At 51.6% G+C, this 21,529-nt stretch carries 20 protein-coding genes; 5 read left to right on the plus strand and 15 right to left on the minus strand.

Annotation, left to right across the window (positions count from 1 at the left end; translation table 11 throughout):
* The first annotated feature begins 111 nt into the window (after nt 1-111).
* The 3 genes from C0623_12265 to C0623_12275 all read left to right on the plus strand — a co-directional run bounded on the left by C0623_12265 (nt 112) and on the right by C0623_12275 (nt 1,957).
* Nucleotides 112-600 (plus strand): hypothetical protein, encoded by a 489-nt coding sequence (locus tag C0623_12265; protein ID PLX98441.1) that lies wholly within the window; start codon nt 112-114, stop codon nt 598-600.
* 5 nt (nt 601-605) lie between these two features.
* The gene (locus C0623_12270) at nt 606-1,532 is read left to right on the plus strand and encodes a cation transporter (GenBank protein PLX98442.1); all 927 of its coding nucleotides are present in this window, start codon (nt 606-608) and stop codon (nt 1,530-1,532) included.
* 86 nt (nt 1,533-1,618) lie between these two features.
* Nucleotides 1,619-1,957 (plus strand): alkylphosphonate utilization protein, encoded by a 339-nt coding sequence (locus C0623_12275; protein PLX98443.1) that lies wholly within the window; start codon nt 1,619-1,621, stop codon nt 1,955-1,957.
* A gap of 183 nt (nt 1,958-2,140) precedes the next feature.
* Here C0623_12275 and C0623_12280 read toward each other — a convergent pair whose 3' ends face one another.
* The 7 genes from C0623_12280 to C0623_12310 all read right to left on the minus strand — a co-directional run bounded on the left by C0623_12280 (nt 2,141) and on the right by C0623_12310 (nt 7,864).
* Nucleotides 2,141-4,141, minus strand: coding sequence for a chemotaxis protein (locus C0623_12280; protein PLX98444.1), 2,001 nt, complete (start codon nt 4,139-4,141; stop codon nt 2,141-2,143).
* 92 nt (nt 4,142-4,233) lie between these two features.
* Nucleotides 4,234-5,325 carry a 6-phosphofructokinase gene (locus C0623_12285; protein ID PLX98445.1) on the minus strand — a complete coding sequence of 364 codons (1,092 nt, stop codon included), beginning with the start codon at nt 5,323-5,325 and terminating at the stop codon, nt 4,234-4,236.
* 59 nt (nt 5,326-5,384) lie between these two features.
* Nucleotides 5,385-5,792, minus strand: a complete 408-nt coding sequence (locus C0623_12290) for a biopolymer transporter ExbD (GenBank protein PLX98446.1) — start codon at nt 5,790-5,792, stop codon at nt 5,385-5,387.
* 2 nt (nt 5,793-5,794) lie between these two features.
* On the minus strand, nt 5,795-6,394 hold the full coding sequence (locus C0623_12295; GenBank protein PLX98447.1) for a MotA/TolQ/ExbB proton channel family protein: 600 nt from the start codon (nt 6,392-6,394) through the stop codon (nt 5,795-5,797).
* 14 nt (nt 6,395-6,408) lie between these two features.
* Nucleotides 6,409-6,834 carry a hypothetical protein gene (locus C0623_12300; GenBank protein PLX98448.1) on the minus strand — a complete coding sequence of 142 codons (426 nt, stop codon included), beginning with the start codon at nt 6,832-6,834 and terminating at the stop codon, nt 6,409-6,411.
* Nucleotides 6,831-7,337: an HIT family hydrolase gene (locus C0623_12305; GenBank protein ID PLX98449.1), complete on the minus strand. Its 507-nt coding sequence runs from the start codon at nt 7,335-7,337 to the stop codon at nt 6,831-6,833. Before C0623_12305 ends, C0623_12300 begins: the two co-directional genes overlap by 4 nt.
* Nucleotides 7,334-7,864, minus strand: a complete 531-nt coding sequence (locus C0623_12310) for a hypothetical protein (protein PLX98450.1) — start codon at nt 7,862-7,864, stop codon at nt 7,334-7,336. The genes C0623_12305 and C0623_12310 overlap by 4 nt, the downstream gene beginning before the upstream one ends.
* Before the next feature lie 414 nt (nt 7,865-8,278).
* On the opposite strand from C0623_12310, the gene C0623_12315 reads away from it, so the two are divergent.
* Nucleotides 8,279-10,540: an NADP-dependent malic enzyme gene (locus C0623_12315; protein ID PLX98451.1), complete on the plus strand. Its 2,262-nt coding sequence runs from the start codon at nt 8,279-8,281 to the stop codon at nt 10,538-10,540.
* Between the two features lie 75 nt (nt 10,541-10,615).
* Here C0623_12315 and C0623_12320 read toward each other — a convergent pair whose 3' ends face one another.
* The 8 genes from C0623_12320 to C0623_12355 all read right to left on the minus strand — a co-directional run bounded on the left by C0623_12320 (nt 10,616) and on the right by C0623_12355 (nt 19,761).
* Nucleotides 10,616-11,701 (minus strand): tRNA 2-thiouridine(34) synthase MnmA, encoded by a 1,086-nt coding sequence (locus tag C0623_12320; GenBank protein PLX98452.1) that lies wholly within the window; start codon nt 11,699-11,701, stop codon nt 10,616-10,618.
* A gap of 74 nt (nt 11,702-11,775) precedes the next feature.
* Nucleotides 11,776-12,144: a Fe-S cluster assembly scaffold protein NifU gene (nifU, locus tag C0623_12325; GenBank protein PLX98453.1), complete on the minus strand. Its 369-nt coding sequence runs from the start codon at nt 12,142-12,144 to the stop codon at nt 11,776-11,778.
* A gap of 27 nt (nt 12,145-12,171) precedes the next feature.
* The gene (nifS, locus tag C0623_12330) at nt 12,172-13,383 is read right to left on the minus strand and encodes a cysteine desulfurase NifS (protein PLX98454.1); all 1,212 of its coding nucleotides are present in this window, start codon (nt 13,381-13,383) and stop codon (nt 12,172-12,174) included.
* Between the two features lie 24 nt (nt 13,384-13,407).
* Nucleotides 13,408-13,857: a transcriptional regulator gene (locus C0623_12335; GenBank protein ID PLX98455.1), complete on the minus strand. Its 450-nt coding sequence runs from the start codon at nt 13,855-13,857 to the stop codon at nt 13,408-13,410.
* Nucleotides 13,858-13,862: 5 nt separating this feature from the next.
* On the minus strand, nt 13,863-14,564 hold the full coding sequence (gene cysE, locus C0623_12340) for a serine O-acetyltransferase (protein PLX98456.1): 702 nt from the start codon (nt 14,562-14,564) through the stop codon (nt 13,863-13,865).
* Between the two features lie 196 nt (nt 14,565-14,760).
* Nucleotides 14,761-16,833, minus strand: coding sequence for a hypothetical protein (locus tag C0623_12345; GenBank protein PLX98457.1), 2,073 nt, complete (start codon nt 16,831-16,833; stop codon nt 14,761-14,763).
* Nucleotides 16,834-16,844: 11 nt separating this feature from the next.
* On the minus strand, nt 16,845-18,353 hold the full coding sequence (gene ilvA / locus C0623_12350) for a threonine ammonia-lyase, biosynthetic (protein ID PLX98458.1): 1,509 nt from the start codon (nt 18,351-18,353) through the stop codon (nt 16,845-16,847).
* A 97-nt stretch (nt 18,354-18,450) separates the two neighbouring features.
* Nucleotides 18,451-19,761, minus strand: a complete 1,311-nt coding sequence (locus C0623_12355) for an acetyl-CoA C-acyltransferase (GenBank protein PLX98459.1) — start codon at nt 19,759-19,761, stop codon at nt 18,451-18,453.
* Between the two features lie 97 nt (nt 19,762-19,858).
* Here C0623_12355 and C0623_12360 point away from each other — a divergent pair, with 97 nt between their 5' ends.
* On the plus strand, nt 19,859-21,478 hold the full coding sequence (locus C0623_12360; GenBank protein ID PLX98460.1) for a fumarate hydratase: 1,620 nt from the start codon (nt 19,859-19,861) through the stop codon (nt 21,476-21,478).
* Nucleotides 21,479-21,529: the final 51 nt, after the last annotated feature.

The following is a 21,529-nucleotide window of genomic DNA, read 5'->3' on the forward strand; positions in this document are numbered from 1 at the left end:
AATTTCAAACCCTATTTCGCATGTTTTTACCGGTTCGTTCTTGACCTGCAATTTCTGTGGTGTTACATAAAGCTCGCTACCATAAAAAACCGAAAGGAATTAAACAGATAGATGACTAAAGAGAATGCAAATATTGACGATTTCAACATCGGCTGCCTGAATGATGAAATCGAGGTCGATAAACTCTGCGTCGAGCTCCTGACCGCCTTCCACAAGTACCTGATCGACAACAGGAACGAAGATCCTTTGACTGCCGGCAGCCGGGCCCGGGGCGCTGATTATTTCCTGCGTGATTTTATCATTGCCGACCGTCGCGACAACCTCTTCCGCATCGATCCGCAAAGAATTCGGCAGTTTGGCGGCAACTGGTACATCATTTCAAACATGGAGCCCAACCTCGAAGAACTTGGCGAGATGCTGGCCGGCGTCGCTGCGTTTTACGAATACTGCAGTGCTCTCGAGCTGATTGCACACGACACCGCCGATGAAATAGCGGCACATTGCCTGGCGCTCGAGTTCTATCAACAACGCATCGACGAATTTGATGCAATCGCTGACGACGGCTTCATCAAATGGAATGACGCCTGTCCGGTGAGTTGAGCAGCATGGTTCATTCTGCCAAAAAAATAGGAGCGGCCCGGCTCTCTGTCGTCACCGCCGGGGCTCTGACCATCATCAAACTGTCAATTGGCATCGTCACCGGCTCCATGGCTGTCCTTGCCTCGGCGGTCGACTCCATACTCGACATCCTGATGTCGAGTATTAATTTCTACGCTATCAAAAAAGCCGAAGAACCGGCTGACGAATGCCACCCCTTCGGCCATGGCAAATACGAAACCGTAGCCACCGTGGTCCAGGCATTTGTCATCGCAATCTCCGGCAGCTGGATCATTTTCGAGGCGACGAGAAGACTGATTCAGGGTAGCGAATTGAAAATGATCCAGGGAGGCATCGCCGTATTGATCTTCAGTACCCTGATTTCATTGGCTATCAGCCGTTACCTGCGAAAAGTTGCCAAGGAGACCGATTCTTCGGCTCTCGAAGCAGATTCTCTCCACTTTTCAATGGATGTTTACACCAACCTCGCCCTGGCCGGCGGCCTTTTCATCCTGCAACTGACCGGCTATACCGGTATCGATCCGATCCTGTCGATCCTGGTTGGTGCCTATATCATTGTCGAAGCCTTCAAACTTGTCAGACACGGCATGCGTGATGTTCTTGACGCCGAACTGCCGCCTGCAGTAATGGCTGACGTCACCAGGCTTCTTGATGATTTCAAAGAGGACCTGGTCGATTACCGCAATCTCCGAACCCGGCGGGCCGGTTCCCAGAAGTTCATGGATTTTGATCTGGTGGTTTGCCGCCACATGTCGATTGAAGAAGCCCATGATATTGCCGACAAACTGGAGGCACAGATCAAGAGCGACATCCCGGGCGCCGATATCACGATACACCTTGAGCCCTGCCTCAACGAAAGTTGTCCCGGCATGGAAAATTGCACGTCGGACAAAATGCGGGTTCCTGGGAAATAACCGACTGGAATCTCGAGGAACCTCGAAAATCCGAACTTTCAGCGTAGAACGCTCATTGCCGACTTTCACCCTATCCAGAGGATTCTATTATGACTTTACCCCCCTGCCCTGAATGTCAATCCGAATATACCTATGAAGATCGCGGCCTTCTGGTCTGCCCGGAGTGTGCTCATGAATGGTCAGAAAAATCAGAAGAAACATCAACCGATGAAAAAATCGTTCGCGATGCCAATGGAAACATCCTTGCCGATGGCGACACGGTGACCGTGATCAAGGATCTCAAGGTCAAGGGCGCATCAGCGTCGGTCAAGGTCGGCACCAAGGTCAAGAACATCCGTCTGGTCGACGGTGATCATGACATAGATTGTAAAATTGATGGATTCGGGGCAATGAAACTGAAATCGGAGTTTGTAAAGAAAGTCTGAAGAGGTCATCCGGCCCCTTTTGAGACATCAATTGCTTTCGGAAAGATATAAATTGCATCAACCAGTGATGCCGCTACTGTCTGCCATTTTTACGCACAATATTGGATATGCAGGCCGATTGCAAGATCGATGCGACCGACAATATGCCAAGCAAATTTGAGTCAAACCGCATGATTACTGATTTCAGTAATCACTGCTATCTCGTTTCAGCTCTTCAAGTCGCTCAATAACATCGCGACTCTCCTTCTGGCGATTCTCCATTTCATCAAAAATCCTCTGAGCCATCTCGCTGACGCTCCGTACAGCTTCATCAATCTCACGTGAGGTCTTTTTCTGACCGTCGGTCGCATCGGCCATATCATCGGCCATCAGCTTGATCTCTTCAATCGACCTGACAATACTCTGAATTCCCTGACTCTGCTCCTGAGAAGCTGTTGTTACCTGAGCCGAAAGATCACCAAGGCTCTCAACCGCTTCACTGACTGATTCAACCGCCCGGGCCACTTCCTTGGTCGATTTCCGGATTTCCTGGGTCATGAACATTGATTTTTCGGAACTGCCACTGATCTGCTTGAGTGATTCTTCAACTTCCTCGCCGAGCGAGATTCCCGAGGCGACCAGTTGACGTGTCTGGGTGACATGGGAGACCGACTCACGGGTAAATTCCTGAATTTCGGCGATAAGATTATTAATCGCATTGGTCGAATCGGCGGCCTCTTGCGACAGACTCCGCACCTCTTCCGCAACAACGCCGAACGCTTGGCCATGTTCTCCCGCCTGGGCGGCGATGATCGCAGCGTTGAGCGCCAGCAGGTTGGTCTTTTGAGTGATTTCGCTGATGACGACGGTAATGTGACCAATCTCTTCGCTCTTGCCGGCCAGGGCGTTGATCACCGACGCCGTTTCATCGACTGACGTCAGAATCCCCTGCAGACCGGTCAGGTTATCGATAACCGCATCGACCCCGTCCCCGGATTGGCGTTGAACGGTTTCAGCCATATCATGGGACTGCTGACTGTTTTCTTCGACCGATTTGATCGTACTCGCAATCTGTGTCATCGAGGTGATCGTCGAATTCATGAAATCAGTCAATTTACTGAGGTTATTGTTAACCTCTTCAATCGTCGCAGAGATCTCAGTGGCTGACGAACGGGTGCTGTCGACCGAACTCTGGATAATGCCGGCCGCATTGGCAATGCCGCCTATCGACTCAATATTCGACTCGTTCGCCCTGTGCAAGTTCGACTCGACGAGCTTATGCTCCTGGCGGAAACCGAGCAGTTCGGAAAAAGAATTTTCGAGTTCACCGGTCAACGACTCGACCCCATCCATCAGGTTGATCTTGGTCATGGCGGCCGCTACCTGGTCGGCAAACAGACGTATCGTATCGGCATCGGCATCGGTCAATAACTGCCGGCGCAGCTTGTTGTCAACACCGAGCAGGCCAACAACCTCATTTTTCACAGCGATCGGACAGAGCACAAAATTACGCGAGCGTAACGCTTCTATATCAGAATACGGAGGTTTGATATGAAATTCTTCTGGCAGTTTACGGACATCCTCAATATTCATCATCCTGTTTTCATCAACAGACTTGAATATCGCCCCTGACTCTTCATTGAGCGGCAAGGTTAAGCCGACCGGAGAGTCACCAACAACACCCTTGCTTGCAACAAATTCAAGGCACTCCTTCTGACGATCAATCATCAATATATTGACCCGGTCATAACCGAGGATTTCATGCAGGCCGTCTGCTGAGAGATGCAGGATTTCCTTTATATCAAGTGACCTCTGGATATGTGCATTGATTGAATGGAAATTTTTAAGATTCTGATTGAGTGACTGGAAGCGTTGTTCAAACTTTTCCTTCTGCACTGCGATCTCGAAATTCAGGCGATCGAGCTTTTCGGTCCGATCCTTCATCTGGAGAATAAAGCGGCCGATAATCAACCCGAAATAGGAGAAAACAATCGCCGTACCGAACCCCATGTAGGTGTAAAGAAGGCTCGACTGCGGAGTACGGACCATATCGCCGAAGACGTCTTGCAGAAAGGACTTATCAGGATCAGAAAAGAAGAAGAGGCGCAGGAGAATCCAGCCAATCGGCGCAAAAAAGCCCAACGCAAAGCCGATTAAAGCAAACATCCAGCTTTTGTTTAACGAATCGAGATTAACTTTCTTCATACCAGACCCTGCTTGTCGGACAACGGGCTCTAACTCCCATAATATTTCACTATATGTACAGACTAGGTTTTTAAACTAAAAAAATCAATAGTTTATCGGCCAACCATGATACCGAGTTCTTCAGCTGTCGTAACAAGATCACCATCCGGATCAATCAGATTGAGGCTGCCAACAGCATCATCGATGTTGACAAATTCGATTCTACGGCCATGCAGAGCGACCATTTTGCCAAATCCGCCTTCTTCAATCAACTGAACGGCTTTAACCCCGAAACGGGAACTCAGTATCCGGTCGAAAGGTGACGGCGTACCGCCGCGCTGAACGTGGCCGAGGACGACGACCCGTTGTTCCATAATTCCGCCGAGGCACTGATCAATCTGCTGGGCAACCTCGTGCGCGACCCCGCCGAGACGTTCAACACCGAGATTATCCTGGGCCGACTTCTGAACAACCTTGTCACCCTCGGCCGGCCGGGCCCCTTCAGCAACTACGACAATTGAGAAGCGATGCCCTTCAGCGCTTCGCCGCCTGATCGCAGCACAGACCCTGTCAATATGAAACGGAATTTCGGGAATCAGAATGACGTCGGCCGAGCCGGCAATTCCTGACTCGAGAGCGATCCAGCCGGCGTCCCGGCCCATAACTTCAACGACCATAACCCGATGATGACTTTCGGCGGTTGTATGCAGCCGATCAAGTGCTTCGGTTACAATACCGACGGCGGTATTGTAACCGAAGGTAACATCAGTCCCTTTCAGATCATTATCGATCGTTTTCGGTACGCCAACAACCGGCATGCCAAGTTCGCCGAGCTGGCGGGCAATTTTCAGGGTACCGTCTCCGCCAACAGCAATCAGGGCATCGGCACCAATACTCTTGAAATTGGCAAGAACCTGTTGTGAAACATCCTCAAGAACCGGTTGGCCGTTTTTTTCTACAGGATAGGAAAAAGGATTTCCCCGATTGCTCGTTCCAAGAATGGTACCGCCCCGCTGCAAAAGGCCACGCACTGACGATAGGTCAAGTTCGCGCCAGCGTGGTTCTCCAACCAGACCATCAAAACCATCCTCAATGCCGAGAACCCGCCATCCGCGTTGACAAGAAGCGCGCACAACACCGCGTATGACCGCGTTCAATCCGGGACAATCACCGCCTCCGGTCAATATGGCAATGGTTTTTGACATTGTTTTCTCCGAAAAAAGTTATCAGAAGGCAAAACTATCGACTGCCTACGATCAACTGTTTACTTTCTTTTCTGCTCCGTTGCTATAGCAAGTTTTCCGAAACCGTTGCTCTTGGCGCTGTCCATCAGCTGCACAACCTGACCATGCTTTGCCTCTTTGTCGGCCATCAGCAGGAAGGTCATCTGTGCAGAACGGGCACCGTAAGTCTTCAGATGCGCCTGCAGGGCCGCCAGAGATATCTGTTCATCCCGAAGGTAGATATTGCCGTTTTCCGCGAGGTAAACCTTGATCTCTTCGGGCTCTTTATCGGCGATGCTGGTTGACGATTCAGGAAGTTTGATCGAAATCCCCGGTGTTTCGATAAAGGTTGTCGAGATCATGAAAAAAATCAGCAGCAGAAAAACAACGTCAATCATCGGCGTCAGTTCGACCCGCACATCTTCTCTTTTATTACGATGGAATGACATGTTTATTTACCAAGCCGGTCAACTACCCGGAGCGCCCTGACTTCAAGATCGAGAGAGATCCGGTCGACCCGCCCGGAGAGATACTTGTGCAGCAGGATTGTCGGGATCGCTACGGTCAGTCCGGCGGCGGTTGTTATCAGTGCTTCGGAAATGCCGCCACCGAGAGTAGCCGGGCTACCGACACCTTCAACAGCCAGAACGGTAAATGCGCGGATCATCCCGAGAACGGTTCCGAGTAAACCGAGCAGTGGCGTAATCGTTGCGATGGTTCCGAGCAAACCGAGCAGGCGCTCCAGGGCGGCAAGTTCTCGTGAACCGGCTTCCTCCACCACTGCCTTGATCTGTTCTCGTGAACGCCCGGCCAGCCGGATGGCGGTCAGGTAGACACGGGAAAGTGGGTTTCCATAACGCTGGCAGGCGACTGAAGCCTCTTCATACTTTGCTTCGTTCAATAGTGGATCGATTTCATCAATGAGGGCCTCATTGCCCTGTTGAAATTTCCGGTAATTCCAGAGTCGCTCGAGGAAAATGGCCAGTGCCAGAACAGAACAGAGTGCAATCGGCCACATCAGGGGGCCGCCCTTCTGGAAAATCTCAAACATCAGAATTCCTCACTTTATTTTTCATTATCTGCAGATTCGGGCTTTTCTTGTTGAGCATCATTTTGCCTGACCGGCATTTCTGCCCCGGCAGTTGTTTTTGCAGAATCATCGGCAACAATTTTTTCTTCTGTTCCTTCTGCGGCAGTCTTCCCGATCTTCTCTTTCCGGCCCCAGCGCCGCTTCGGCTTCTTCTCTTTTTCGGTTGCTGCCGCCGGTTGTGCCGTGTGAGCCGGTCGGGAGGTCCCGAAGCCGTGCCATGCCTGCCAGACCAGGGCCAGGAAAAAACCGAAAAAGAAAACGAACAGTAACAACAAGAACAGCGGAATTTCAGGGCTTTGCCAGCCGAGAAGTTTTACCGTAACGGTGTCAAGGTTCGACATGCAGAACAAAAGCAGCAAGACGATGACAATCAGCATCATCAGACGAAAGATCAGAATCATTCTTCCCTCCCGGTTGTAAAAGCTTCGAGTAAAACTTGATAAGACTCCTCAAGGTGCTGCGGTATCACCCTGGTGTCTCCGAGTACCGGCATAAAGTTGGTATCCCCCTGCCAGCGCGGCACCAGGTGCCAATGCAGGTGATCGGCGATTCCCGCCCCGGCCGCGGCACCGAGATTTAACCCGATATTCATTCCCTGGGGGTTCATGGTTTGCTGAAGAACACTCCGGCACCGACAGATCAGTTGAGAAATCTCAGAATTTTCCGGATCGGACAACTCACATAAATCAGCGACATGACGATACGGGACGACCAGGAGGTGCCCATTATTATAGGGAAAGCGATTCATGACAACAAAGGCGCGTTCGCCACGGAGTAAAACCAGTCTTTCGTGATCCGTCCCGGCCGATTCATCAAGACAAAAAACACAAGAGTCTACTGCCTGATTGTGCCGACTTTCATCAAGAATATATTCCATGCGCCATGGCGCCCAGAGCTGTTTCACAGAAGAACTCCCTGCAAGTCCGGATTTGCATTGAACCCTGTATCAAGATTCAGAATCTGCCCGTCCACCCTGTCTCCGAGAGTAAGTATGCCGACCGAATGAAACGGCGCCCCGCGTCGATCGAGGGCACTTCCAGGATTAAACAGAAGCATGTCATCGAGGCGTCGACACAAAGGATAATGGCTGTGGCCAAAGATCAGGGCATCAAGCTGTTCAGTTGAGAACTCAGTTAACACATGATTGGCAACCGCGACAGGATTGCCCCATCCGTGAATCAGGCCGATCCGGAACCCGGCGGCCTCGAATATGCGTTTGGTCGGCAGACCCGGCGAATCGAGGTCGCAGTTACCCCTGACAGCAAGAACCGGTTTTTGTTCAAAACAATCAAGAAGATCGGGATGGACAATATCTCCGGCATGCAGTACGACATCCACCCCAGCCAATGGCCCGCAAACCAATTCGGAGAGAAAGTTGATACCAAATCCCAAATCCTCGATATGGGTGTCAGATAGCACACCAATTTTCATCTGACTATTATAAACATGATCTGTCAAAGATGCTTTAATAATTTTACCATTTCACAAAACCAACCCGTCGCCGGATCAGGCTGCCAGTCGTCATACTGGCCATTTTCAGCCATTAATTGCATTATCGATTTGGGTAATAAACTGCATATTCCTTTACGAATTGATTGAAAAATCCGAAATAAAGGCTATTTATATAGTGACACGTAAATTAGTAAAAGATTGGCATTGCCATTGCTAGATAGAATTGATTGAGCAAACAATTAACTTGACAGAAACAGTCGGAATCGCTATTTTCGCAATTTAATTTCAGTAAATTTTTTTCACGTAACTTAAAAAATCCGCTCAATTAGTTAGAATCACACGATTCCTGTTCGAATCTAAAACGGACGGTACATCCAACGGAGGATTTATTCAATGTCCAGCAAACGTCAAGACGCCCTCGACTATCACAGCACCGGGCGCAAAGGTAAAATCGAAGTCATCACAACTAAACCATGCGCAACCAGTCGCGACCTCTCTCTGGCGTATAGCCCGGGTGTCGCCGAACCGTGTCTCGAGATCGAAAAAGATCCGAACAACGCCTACGAATACACGGCCAAGGGTAATCTCGTGGCTGTCGTCTCCAACGGCACCGCGGTTCTTGGTCTCGGTGACATCGGCGCCCTGGCCGGCAAGCCGGTAATGGAGGGTAAAGGGGTTCTGTTCAAAAGTTTCGCTGACGTTGACGTTTTCGACATTGAACTCAACACCAAGGATTCCGACGAACTGATTCGAACCGTCAAACTGCTCGAGCCGACTTTCGGCGGCATCAACCTCGAGGACATCAAGGGTCCGGAATGCTTCTATATCGAGGAAGAGTTACAGAAGATCATGAACATTCCGGTCTTTCACGATGACCAGCACGGCACTGCCATTATTTCTGCTGCCGGCATGGTCAATGCCCTCGAAATAATCGGCAAGGATATCAAAAAAGTTAAAATCGTTGTCAATGGTGCCGGCGCAGCCGGTATCGCCTGCGCCAACCTCGCTGTCACCATGGGAATTGACAAGGACAACGTCATACTCTGCGACACCAAGGGCGTTATCTACAAAGGCCGCACCGAAGGAATGAACGACTACAAAGAGCGACTGGCCGCCAAAACCGATGCCCGTACTCTTGAAGACGCCATGGTTGATGCCGATATCTTCTTCGGCGTATCTGCCAAAGGCGCATTGACCGGAAAAATGCTGAAAAGCATGGCCAAGGACCCGATTGTTTTCGCAATGGCCAACCCGGACCCGGAAATCACTCCTCCTGAAGCAAAGGCCGTTCGGGATGACGTTATTATCGGCACCGGACGTTCTGACTACAACAACCAGGTTAACAACGTACTCTGCTTTCCGTTCCTGTTCCGGGGCGCTCTCGACACCCATGCCAGCGCCATTAATGACGAAATGAAACTGGCCGCTGTCCATGCACTGGCCGCACTGGCCAAGGAGGATGTACCTGATTCCGTCCGCAAGGCCTACGCCGGAGAAGAGATCAAGTTCGGTCGCGAGTACCTCATTCCGAAACCGTTCGATCCGCGTGTACTGCTGCATGTCGCCCCGGCCGTCGCCCAGGCGGCCATGGATTCCGGCGTTGCCCGTCGACCGATCGCCGATATGGATAAATATCTCGAACGTCTTGAAGCGATGCAGGGACGTTCCAAGGAGATTATGCGGACTCTCATCAACAAGGCCAAGGCCGCTCCGAAGCGGATTGTCTTCCCGGAAGGTGACGAGGAGAAAATCCTGCGGGCCGCCCAGATCCTCGTTGATGAAGGCATCGCCAAACCGATCATGCTCGGTGACGAGGAGGAGATCCTGAGTAATGCGAAAGCTCTCAACGTCGACATGAAAGACGTTGTTATTATTGATCCGGCCAAAAGTGAACAGGTCGAAAGTTACACCCAGGAATTTTTCTCGATGCGTCAGCGCAAGGGAGTCACTCTGGCCGAAGCGCGCCGTACCATGCGCAAAAGCCGTAATCACTTCGGTTCAATGATGGTTCTTAAAGGGGATGCCGATTCACTGCTTTCCGGCATCAACCACCACTATCCTGAAACCATTCGGCCGGCCCTGGAGATTATCGGCAAACGAGATGATCTCTCGAAGGTTCACGGCATGTACATGATGGTCACCAAAAAGGATGCTTATTTCTTTGCCGACACCACGGTCAATATCGAACCGACCGCCGAAGAACTGGCCGAAACAGCAATCCTGACCGCCCAGAAGGCCAATCAATTTGACTTCGAGCCGAAAGTCGCGATGCTCTCCTTCTCCAACTTCGGTTCGGCCGAGCATCCACTGACCTACAACGTGAAAAAAGCAACTGCCCTGGTCAAGGAATGGGCTCCGGAACTTATTGTCGACGGAGAGATTCAGGCCAATGTCGCACTTGACCCTGATCTGATCGAGACTCAATATCAGTTTTCCAAGCTCAAGGGTGACGCCAACTGCTTCATCTTCCCTGATCTGCAGTCCGGTAACATCGCCTACAAGCTGCTTCACAAGCTGGGTGAAGCGGAAGCAATCGGTCCGATTCTGATGGGCATGAACAAACCGGTTCATGTACTGCAGCGCGGTGATGCTGTTGCCGACATCGTCAACATGGCCGCTGTTGCCGTTGTTGATGTTCAGGAATCTGATCAGTAAACCACTGCATACTTTAGCAAATAAAAAGGGAGCGAATCAATTCGCTCCCTTTTTATTTGCAATTATCAACATGGCCTATTCAATCCAGCCACCACCAACCACTTCATCCCCCGAATAAAATACGGCGGCCTGTCCAGGTCTCACTCCGTCCTGCGGCTGCTCAAGGGAAACATGTGCCCGATTACCGGGCAGCGGCTCAACACGGGCCGGAACTTCACGATGCCGGTATCGAATCCGACAATGTGAATTCATATCGCCATCCGGTTTACCGCGCGACCAATTGGTTGCATAAACGGTGAAATCGGAGCGAGCGAGATGTTTTTTTTCACCGACGATCACTTGTTTGCCGTCAACATCAATACCGACAACAAACAATGGTTCCGGCCATGAAATACCCAGGCCCTTACGCTGGCCGATGGTGTATCGGTAAATACCCTGATGTTGCCCGACAATCCGGCCGGAGACGTGAACGATGTCACCATTGAGTGAGCCTCCACCTCGCTCTTCCTCAAGGAAGCGGACATAATCGCCGTCCGGAACGAAACAGATATCCTGACTCTCCGGTTTTTCGGCTACCCGCAGGCCGAGACGAACTGCATGTTCCCGAACCTCCTCCTTGGTCAAGCCACCGAGAGGAAAACGGATCATCCGCATCTGTTCCTGGTTCAGGGTAAAGAGAAAATAACTCTGGTCCTTCTGCTCATCGATACCTTTATGGAGTTGGTAGAATCCGCCATTCTCAATAATTTGCGCATAATGGCCGGTGGCCAGCCAGTCAGCCTGCAATTCCCGGGCGCGGCGCAGGAGAATTTCGAATTTAAGAACCTGATTGCAGAGGATACAAGGATTCGGTGTGCGGCCATTAAAATAGTCGTCACAGAACGGATCAATCACCATCTCCTGGAAATGGGCCTCGAAATTGACGACATAAAACGGAATATCAAGGGATTCGGCAACACGGCGTGCATCGTAGACATCATCGAGCGAACAACAGGTTCCGAATGTCTCACCATCGGGGGCGTCAAATTTCGAATAGTCCCAGATCTGCATGGTCATGCCGATAACTTCATGACCCTGCTCCTTGTACAGAGCAGCCGCAACCGATGAATCGACTCCGCCGCTCATGGCGACAACGACTCTTTTCTTTTCAGTCTTTTCCATCTCGTTACACAACTGAAGGGCGCCCAGAATCCGGTAGCCCTTCGAGGTTTAAACCGTTTTCCAGGAAACAGATGTTAACTGTTCTCTTTTCTGTAGTTTTCAATCGCTTCATGCAGGGCGTCTGCTGCCAGATTGGAACAGTGCATCTTCTGCGCCGGCAACCCGTCGAGCGCTTCGGCAACCGCCTGGTTTGAAAGTTCGAGAGCCTCATCAATGGTCTTGCCAATCGCCATTTCGGTGACCATCGAGGAGGTGGCAATTGCTGCACCGCAACCGAAGGTCTTGAATTTAACGTCGGTAATAACATTATCTTCGACCTTAAGAAATATCTTCATAATATCGCCGCAGGAGGCATTGCCAACCTCTCCTACGCCGTTGGCATCTTCAATCTCCCCGACATTCCGGGGGTTGGTAAAATGATCCATGACTTTGTCGGTATACATCGATAATCTCCTTATTCAACGCCAGAGCTATATCCGTCTGATCGTTTCACAAACTTCGCATTCTTCTTCTTTGTTGCAGTTGTAAAGCGGGCTCATATCCCGCAAGCGCTGGACCGTTTTCGGTAAAACGTCCAGAACGTAATCGATATCTTCTTCTGTGGTATCGGCACCGAGACTGAACCGGGTACTCGAATGGGCCAACGTCACCTCGACACACATCGCGCCCATCACGTGCGACGGTTCAAGTGAGCCGGAGGTACATGCCGACCCGGAGGATGCGGCGATACCATACATGTCAAGGTTGAGCAACAGAGACTCGCCTTCGATAAAGGCAAAACTGACATTCAGGGTATTCGGTAGCCTGAAGTCAGGATCCGGATGTCCGTTCAGCTTGATATTCGGGATCTTTTCCAGAACCCCTTTTTCAAGTTTGTCGCGCAGCCTACGCATGTGTGCAGCATTTTCTTCAAGATGTTCGCCGGCCAGTTCACAGGCTTTGCCGAGACCGACAATGCCGGCAACATTATGCGTTCCGGCCCGACGATTTCGCTCCTGATGACCACCATGCAGCAATGGTGTCAGACGGGTTCCACGTCTTATATACATAGCTCCGACACCCTTAGGGGCGCCGATTTTATGTCCGGAAAGGACCAGCAGGTCGGCGCCACAGGCATGAACGTCGACCGGCACCTTGCCGATTGCCTGAACGGCATCTGTATGAAACCTGACTTTGTATTTCTTGGCGATCCTGCCGATCTCTTCAACCGGAAAAAGGTTGCCGGTTTCGTTATTGCCCCACATGATCGATATCAGGATGGTCTTGTCATTAATCGCATCTTCGAGCTCTTTGAGATCGAGCATACCGTCCTGATCAACGGAGAGGTAAGTAACATCACATCCCTGTTTTTCAAGATACTGGCAGGTCTCAAGAACCGCCGGATGCTCGACCGAAGTCGTTATAATATGGTTCCCCTTCTCCTGTAGAGCATCAACTGTCCCCTTGATTGCAAAATTATCCCCTTCGCTGCCACAGGAGACAAAAACGATTTCAGCCGGCGAACAATTAAGCAGCCCGGCAACCTGTTCGCGTGCGGATTCAACCATGCCGCTGACCTCACGGCCGGCCCAATGAACACTGGACGGGTTGCCGAATTGTTCCTTGTAAAACGGCATCATCGCTTCAAGAACCTCGGGATGAACCGGGGTTGTTGCATTGTTATCGAGGTAAATCCTTTTCACTTTAGTCCTCCAGTTAAAACGAGATCAGGAAACATGGCCGGCCTTGGTCGTCGACGTACCACTGTACTGCCGGGCTTCCTGGGTCAGGTCATCAAGGGTTATCGATGACAGAAATTGACGAATCCGGTCACCCAGGCCCTGCCAGACCGTATGACTGACACACTGGGTATCACAAACACACTGCCCGTCCTGATCCATACATGAGACCGGAACAAGTGTCTCCTCAACGCTGTCGATAATCTCATCCACCCGGATTGAAGTTGCGTCGCGAGCCAGCACATAACCTCCGCCGGGGCCGCGAACCGAGTCAACAATATTGCCCCGCCGCAACTTGACAAAAAGTTGTTCGAGGTAAGGCAGGGAGATCTCCTCACGGGTCGAAATTTCACGAATTGTAACCGGCGAGCCATCAGCCGTCAGGTTCAGACTGACCATCGCCCTGACCGCATACTGGGCTTTTGTTGACACTCTCATGATTTTCAGGCGCTTTCTGCGACAACCTCTGTCTCGGCGAGCCGGGCGCGCAACTCCTGCTGCTCGGCATTCAATTCTTTCACCTGGTTCTCAAGCGACTTGATCTGGTCAAAAAGGCACTCAATCGCTTTGGCTTGTGGGTCCGGAAGCCGTCCATGTTCGAGATCAGCTTTGACCTGTTTCTCTTTTTTGTCGCCGGCGACGACAACCTTGCCGGGGATCCCGACTACCGTCGCGTCGGCCGGGACTTCCTTGACAACGACCGAGTTGGAACCGATCTTGGCATTTTCACCAACTTCAAAGGGCCCGAGCACCTTCGCTCCGGAACCGATCACCACATTATCGCGCAGGGTCGGATGACGTTTCTCCTTGGCCCACGATGTGCCGCCGAGGGTGACACCATGGTAAATCGTCACATTGTCACCGATCTCGGCAGTTTCACCGATAACGACCCCCATTCCGTGATCGATAAAGAAACCCTTTCCGATCCGGGCTCCGGGGTGAATTTCAATTCCGGTAAAAAAACGGCCGAGGTGCGAAATAAAACGACCGAGGAAAAAAAGTTTGTAATTCCAACAGGCGTGAGCCAGGCGGTAGAAGAGCAGTGCGTGGAAACCGGGATAACAAAATATGATTTCAAATATACTGCGCACTGCCGGATCCCGTTCAAATACGGCTTTGAAATCCTCTCTCAAGTTGGCAATCACTGAACACTCCTTTCCATCTGGATGATATTAAAAGAGCCGACTTCTGCCGGCCAATATATTTAACTGATATCATACCTGACAAAAACTGTCAATTATTTTGGATTGAAAAAATAAAAATGTAAAAACAGGAAGTTAGATAAGAGTTTAAGGAGTAGAAAATGAGTATTCTGAAGCTGATAATGCGACTGGTATCAGATCAAGCAACGAGAGACTTGGGGATGGAAAAAACAAATTGACTCCCCTCACCCGGCTTGCTCTTGACCCAGATTTCACCATTATGTGCCTCAACGATTTTCTTACAGATCGAAAGACCAAGGCCAGTCCCATCCGGACCGGTTGATTTGGATAGTTGGCTGAACTCCTTGAACAGGTGTTCCTGGTCGTTCTCGGAGATGCCCTTACCGGTATCACTGACCGTAACCTTGACTTCCTTCGCATCCTCCTGCAGTACGATGCTGACACGTCCGCCCTGCGCCGTAAACTTGACGGCATTGCCGACCAGATTCATCAACAGACGTCGGATCAGGATTGGATCGTAATGGAGCATGGTCAAGGGGCCGGAGTGAATTTCAATGGTCAATCCTTTTGTATCAACCAGAGAACGGACTTCATTGCCGATATCGCGAATCAGATCAGATAGATCACCCTCTTCCAGATCAAGCGGCATCTTGCCGGCCTCAAATCGTGAAAGATCTAGCAGGTTATGAATCAGATCAATTAAACGGTCGCCGCTGCGACCGATCTGGTCAAGATAGTCTTTCTGTTTTTCGTTCAGATTGTCCCGGTCCGAAAGCAACAGGAGTTCGCAATAGCCATTAACCACTGCTACCGGCGTTCTCAATTCATGCGCCGCTGTATTATAAAATTCGGTACGGGCTTTATCCATATTCAATAAACGCTGATTCGCCTTTTCAAGCGCGGTGCTGGTTTCAGCCAACTGCTTTTCAATCCGCCGCCTGCCGGTCACATCACGAAACGAAAGGACCTGCAGGTCAGAGGCGTGCGCTTTTTCGCCCAGAGAAACAGAGAGTACTGATTGTCCGCCATCACCTTTATTGATGACCGCATCAAAACGCTGGGTTCGTGTAATTAATGTTTTTTGCGCTGCAAGACTGGCCGCAAACCTGTCCCGGGAGTCAGGCTCTAGCAACGACAGAAAAGTTCGCTTCTGCAGCTCTTCCCGGGTGTAACCGCTAATCTCCATGGCACGCCGGTTAACAAAGAGGATCTGCTGATCAGAGTCAATCGCCATTAGACCGTCAGAAGCATTCTCAAAGAGCAATTCATAAACCGCCTTGACGCTGAGTTCCTGCTCTATCTGGGTCTGATTCAGTTTCAGGGACGCGGTTTCATCCTGATACTGCCGGAAAGACTCGGCATGTTGCAATGCCCCGGCTGCGACATTGGCCACCAGTTCGCAGAACCTGACTTCATCTTCCCTAACTCCGGCCTTCGGCCGCAATGCCTTAACCATCATCGCCCCGATGATTTCTTTTTTATAGATGACCGGCAGAACGATGCTGGTATTGAAAACGTCGGTATCGAGACTGCCTCTGACCGGTTCGAGCAGGGGATTAGTCGCGACATCGTCAATGACAACCGGACGGGACGTCGTCAGTGCCTCCTGAATTTCCGGATACTTTTCAAGTTCTATCGAAATTGGTTTGAAATCATGCGCGTCACTCGACGCGACGACATTGGCAATCTCCATGTTTTTCCGGACAAACAGTATTGAACAGCGAAAAATATCATCAAGGACCGAAGCAACCCGATGCACAATCTGTTTGAGAATCTCTCCAGTATCAAGCGTGGAATTCACCGACTTTGCAATTTCAAGCAATATTTCACCATCCCTGATTCTGCTTTCAAGGTGCGAAAAGCGTTCCCGCCTGCTGAGACATTGAGCGACCCGCCCCTCAAGCCCGGATGGATTTATCGGTTTCTTGAGATAATCGTCAGCCCCGATTGCAAACGGATTAACAGCATCCATCGATTTTTCATCGTCGATTAAAACAATAATCGGAAGATCGTTGGCGACACCTCCGGAACGGACGGACTGACAAAATTCAACACCGCCCGTTTCCGGCAGCAGATCGACAATGACCAGCGCCACAGAATTTTCAGAAACCGCGACCAGACCTTCATTTCCGTTCCCGGCTGACAATACGGCATATCCACCGCCTTCAAGCTGCTCCTGCAAAAGTTGTCGAACAGAATTATCATCGGTGATGGTGAGGATTGTTTTGGTGTGGTTGAATTGATGATTCATAGCGGCCTGCTTCAGAGGAACATTTGGTAGACGGGATTTCCTGTTTCCTCAATATAACGATACCCGAGTTCATCGAGGAATTTCTGCATCGCCGCCTCATCCCCTTCGGGAATTTCAAGGCCGATCAAAACACGACCAAAGTCACCGCCCTGGGCCCGGTAATGAAACAACGAGATATTCCAGTTGGCGCCCATTGCCGAAAGGAACTTACCGAGTGCGCCCGGCCGTTCCGGAAACCAGAAACGATAGATGAATTCGCGTCCGGCCGATTCTGAACGGCCGCCAACCATGTAGCGGACATGGGTTTTGGCGAGTTCGTTGTCAGTCAGGTCGTGGTTGATGTAGCCGTTTTCTGTCATCTGTTTGGCAAACAGGGGGCGTTCAAGTTCATCCTTTACCGTGATTCCGACAAAAATATGAGCCTGTGACCGTTTGGCCAGCCGGTAATTGAATTCGGTAATATTGCGATCGCCGACGACCTCGGAACAAAAACGCCGCAGCGCACCCGGTTGCTCCGGGATGGTCACGGCAAAGAGAGCTTCCTGGCATTCACCGCTCATGGTTCGCTCGGCGACATAGCGCAGCCGTTCGAAATTCATATTGGCCCCGGTGTTAATTGCAACCAGGGACTGACCTGCCCATTTGTTCTCACGAATGTATTTTTTTATTCCGGCGACCGCTAAAGCCCCGGCCGGTTCAACAATTGAACGGGTTGCCTGGAAGATATCCTTGATGGCGCTGCAGATCGCATCGGTGTCAACCAGAACGATGTCGTCGACCACATCACGAGCAATAGAAAATGTCCGTTCACCGACCTCGCGAACGGCGACTCCATCGGCAAAAATCCCGACCGAATCGAGCTGAACCCGCTTCCCGGCCTTCAGGGACTGGTCCATGGCGTCACTATCCACCGGCTCGACCCCGATAACTTTAATCTCCGGACGCAACTCCTTGATGTAGGCGCCGATGCCGGCTATCAGACCACCACCACCGACCGGAACAAAAACTGCGTCGATCCGTCCGGATGATTGACGAAGCAGCTCATCAGCAACGGTTCCCTGACCGGCGATCACCAGTTCATCATCAAAGGGATGAATAAATGACATGCCGCGCTGCTTTACGAGTTCAGAGCAATGATCGGCTGCCTCGGAATAGCTGTCACCAACCATGACAACTTCGGCGCCGAGTGCCTCAACGGCTGCAGCCTTGATCTGCGGTGTTGTTACCGGCATGACGATGACTGCCGGAATACCGAGCTGGCGGGCCGAATAAGCAACACCCTGAGCATGATTTCCGGCCGAAGCAGCGATCACGCCATGCGATAACTCCTGTTCAGAGAGGTGAGCAATACGGTTATAAGCGCCGCGCAGTTTATAGGAAAAGACCGGTTGCAGGTCTTCACGTTTAAGCAGGACCCGGTTATTTAATCTGCGGGATAGCCAGGCTGATTCCTCCAGAGGGGTTTCTATGGCCGCTTCGTAAACACGGGAGGTCAGTATTTTTTTGATCAGGGATTGCATAGAAATAGGTTCCGGTTGAAGAATCGGTCATGTCGGTTCTAACACAATTTACCGGTTCCGTCACCGCATTTCATTTTCCGGATTTTTAAAAAAACTATCAGCGTTCGAGGATCATCGCACAGGCCATTCCACCGGCCGCACAGACCGAGATCAGCCCGTATTTCGCATCTTGACGCTTCATCTCATTCGCCAAGGTCGTCGCGATCCGGGCACCGGTTGCCGCGAAAGGATGACCAACCGAAATCGAACTGCCAAGCGGATTGATCTTCTCCATCGGAATTTTACCGATCGGCTCTTCCTTCCAGCCTTGCTCCCAGGCCGCCAGATTGGTCACAACCTGGGCGCCAAAAGCCTCGTGAATTTCAACGATATCTATATCATCTATGGACAAGCCGGTCCGCTTGAGCAGGCGCGGTACGGCAATAGCTGGAGCCATCAACAAACCCTCATCCGGATCGATGGCCGCAAACTCGACATCCCGGATCCAGGCCGCCGCTTCGAGACCATTTTCCAGCAAAGCCTCTTCCGACGCCAACAAGATGGCTGCAGCACCATCGGTCAAAGGACTGGAATTACCAGCGGTGATCGTGCCGGCCGGTTGCGGTGCGAAAACCGACTTGAGGGTTGAGAGTTTTTCCAAGGTCGTATCACCACGCACGATCGTATCGTGATCAACTCCATCCAGTGGACTGATTTCTTCTTTAAGGCGACCATCTGCCGTTGCGGCTGCTGCATTAATGTGACTATTGAAGGCAATCCGATCCTGAGCGTCCTGGCCGATACCCCACTGCTGAACAGTCAACTCGGCATGTTGCCCCATGGTCAGGCCAGTCGACGGTTCCTTGAATGAGAGCGGTTTCGGCTTGAAATGGCGAAACCGCAATCGGCTCATTGCCTTGAATCGGTCTCCAAGTGTCTTCGCCATGCCTGCTTCCATCAGAATAGCCGAGGCTTCCCGGCCAAACAGGATCGGTACCGTCGACATCGACTCGACACCGCCGGCGATGCCTAACGACATCCGTCCGGCCCTGATGGCATCGGCGACATCGACCATGGCGTGCAGACTGGTGATACAGTTATTAGAGACCATCAAGGCGTGGATATCTTTCGGCAGGCCGACATCGAACACGACCTCCCGGGCAAGGTTCGAGATACGGGGATCATGCAGGACCCGGCCCCAGACCAACCCGTCAATTTTTTCAGGATCGGAAATATATTTCTCGACAAGACCCTTTACAGCGTGACTTGAAAGGTCCAGCTGGTCATGATTTCGGAATTGGGCTCCAGCTTTGACAAATGGGGTACGCATACCGCCAACCACGGCAACACGTTGACTGGAATCAGACATGGTATCTCCCTCAGCAAGCAAATAAGATTTCGTTAACTTGTTATCGACATCAGATGCCATTTTTTATATAATACCACGCTGTTTAAATAGTTCTTCAAGAACATTCAATATCTTCAGCTACCTGCACTACTTTTACTTGAACTTAAGGAGAGAGAACATGCCTGATTTTGTCTATCAAGACCCGTTTCCGGTTGGTAAGGACGAAACCAAATATCGCAAGATTGACGGTTCCGAAAAATATGTCAGCACCGCCGACTTTGACGGCCAGCAGGTCCTCAAGGTTGATCCAGAGGCGCTGACCACACTCGCCAACGAAGCGATGCGCGACGTATCGTTCATGTTGCGTCCGGAACACAACGAGCAGGTCGCCGCCATCCTGCGCGACCCGGAAGCCTCGCCGAACGACCGTGGCGTCGCCATGGCCTTCCTGCGCAACGCCGAGATCTCGGCCAACTTTGAGCTGCCGATCTGCCAGGACACCGGTACCGCCACCGTTATCGGTAAAAAAGGCCAGATGGTCTGGACCGGCGTCAAGGATGAAGAAATGATCTCCAAGGGCATTTTCCAAACCTACACCGAGGAGAACCTGCGCTACAGCCAGACAATCGCGACCGATATGTATACCGAAAAGAACACCGGCACCAATCTGCCGGCGCAGATCGACATCATGGCGACCGATGGCGATGTCTACAAGCTCCTGTTCATGGCCAAAGGTGGCGGCTCAGCCAACAAGACGATGCTGTTCCAGGAAACCAAGGCGCTGCTCAACCCGGACAAGCTTTTCGACTTCCTGGTCAGCAAGATGAAAACTCTCGGCACCGCCGCCTGCCCCCCTTACCATCTCGCTTTCGTGATCGGTGGCACCTCGGCCGATGCCTGCATGAAGACGGTCAAGCTCGCCACAGCCAAGGAACTCGACGGCCTGCCGACCGAGGGCAATGACCACGGCCAGGCCTTCCGCGACATCGAGCTTGAAAAGAAGCTCCAACAGGCGGCACGCGATCTCGGCATCGGTGCCCAGTTCGGTGGCAAGTATTTCACTCACGACGTTCGCGTCATCCGCCTGCCCCGCCACGGTGCCTCCTGCCCGGTCGGTATGGCAGTCTCCTGCTCGGCCGACCGCAACATCAAGGCAAAAATCACCAAAGACGGCCTGTTTGTCGAGGAGATGGACACCAACCCGGGACGATTGATTCCCGAGCAATACCGCGGCAAGCACAGCCACGGCACCTCGATCGACCTCGATAAGCCGATGAGCGAGATCCTGGCTGAACTCGACAAGCTCGAAGTCGGCGCGCCGCTGCTGCTGCAGGGAACCATCGTGGTTGGCCGCGATATTGCGCATGCCAAGTTCAAGGAGATCCTTGACTCCGGCAAACCTCTGCCGGAATACCTGAAGAACCACCCGATCTACTACGCCGGACCGGCCAAGACTCCGCCCGGCAAACCCTCAGGGTCCTTCGGTCCGACCACAGCCGGCCGAATGGACAGTTATGTCGACCTGCTTCAGGAAAACGGCGGATCGATGGTGATGATTGCCAAGGGGAACCGCTCTCAACAGGTTACCGACGCCTGCAACAAACATGGCGGCTTCTATCTCGGATCGATCGGCGGCCCGGCTGCCGTTCTGGCCGAAGAGAACATCAAGAAGGTCGAATGCATCGATTTCCCGGAACTCGGCATGGAGGCGGTCTGGAAGATCGAGGTTGTCGACTTCCCGGCGTTTATCCTTGTCGACAACAAGGGCAACGATTTCTTCAAGAAACTCGGCCTGTAAGTCTTTATTTTTACTCAGCAAAAAGCCCCGCTGGAAACAGCGGGGCTTTTT

Origin of the sequence: Desulfuromonas sp. (assembly GCA_002869615.1) — a bacterium.
Taxonomy (GTDB): Bacteria; Desulfobacterota; Desulfuromonadia; order Desulfuromonadales; family UBA2294; genus BM707.

Bases quoted from the DNA above. Each gene is read 5' to 3' on its own strand.
- C0623_12265 (PLX98441.1), top strand. From the start codon at position 112: ATGACTAAAGAGAATGCAAATATTGACGATTTCAACATCGGCTGCCTG.
- C0623_12270 (PLX98442.1), top strand. From the start codon at position 606: ATGGTTCATTCTGCCAAAAAAATAGGAGCGGCCCGGCTCTCTGTCGTC.
- C0623_12280 (PLX98444.1), bottom strand. From the start codon at position 4,141: ATGAAGAAAGTTAATCTCGATTCGTTAAACAAAAGCTGGATGTTTGCT.
- C0623_12285 (PLX98445.1), bottom strand. From the start codon at position 5,325: ATGTCAAAAACCATTGCCATATTGACCGGAGGCGGTGATTGTCCCGGA.
- C0623_12290 (PLX98446.1), bottom strand. From the start codon at position 5,792: ATGTCATTCCATCGTAATAAAAGAGAAGATGTGCGGGTCGAACTGACG.
- C0623_12295 (PLX98447.1), bottom strand. From the start codon at position 6,394: ATGTTTGAGATTTTCCAGAAGGGCGGCCCCCTGATGTGGCCGATTGCA.
- C0623_12300 (PLX98448.1), bottom strand. From the start codon at position 6,834: ATGATTCTGATCTTTCGTCTGATGATGCTGATTGTCATCGTCTTGCTG.
- C0623_12310 (PLX98450.1), bottom strand. From the start codon at position 7,864: ATGAAAATTGGTGTGCTATCTGACACCCATATCGAGGATTTGGGATTT.
- C0623_12315 (PLX98451.1), top strand. From the start codon at position 8,279: ATGTCCAGCAAACGTCAAGACGCCCTCGACTATCACAGCACCGGGCGC.
- C0623_12320 (PLX98452.1), bottom strand. From the start codon at position 11,701: ATGGAAAAGACTGAAAAGAAAAGAGTCGTTGTCGCCATGAGCGGCGGA.
- nifU (PLX98453.1), bottom strand. From the start codon at position 12,144: ATGTATACCGACAAAGTCATGGATCATTTTACCAACCCCCGGAATGTC.
- C0623_12335 (PLX98455.1), bottom strand. From the start codon at position 13,857: ATGAGAGTGTCAACAAAAGCCCAGTATGCGGTCAGGGCGATGGTCAGT.
- C0623_12345 (PLX98457.1), bottom strand. From the start codon at position 16,833: ATGAATCATCAATTCAACCACACCAAAACAATCCTCACCATCACCGAT.
- ilvA (PLX98458.1), bottom strand. From the start codon at position 18,353: ATGCAATCCCTGATCAAAAAAATACTGACCTCCCGTGTTTACGAAGCG.
- C0623_12355 (PLX98459.1), bottom strand. From the start codon at position 19,761: ATGGCATCTGATGTCGATAACAAGTTAACGAAATCTTATTTGCTTGCT.
- C0623_12360 (PLX98460.1), top strand. From the start codon at position 19,859: ATGCCTGATTTTGTCTATCAAGACCCGTTTCCGGTTGGTAAGGACGAA.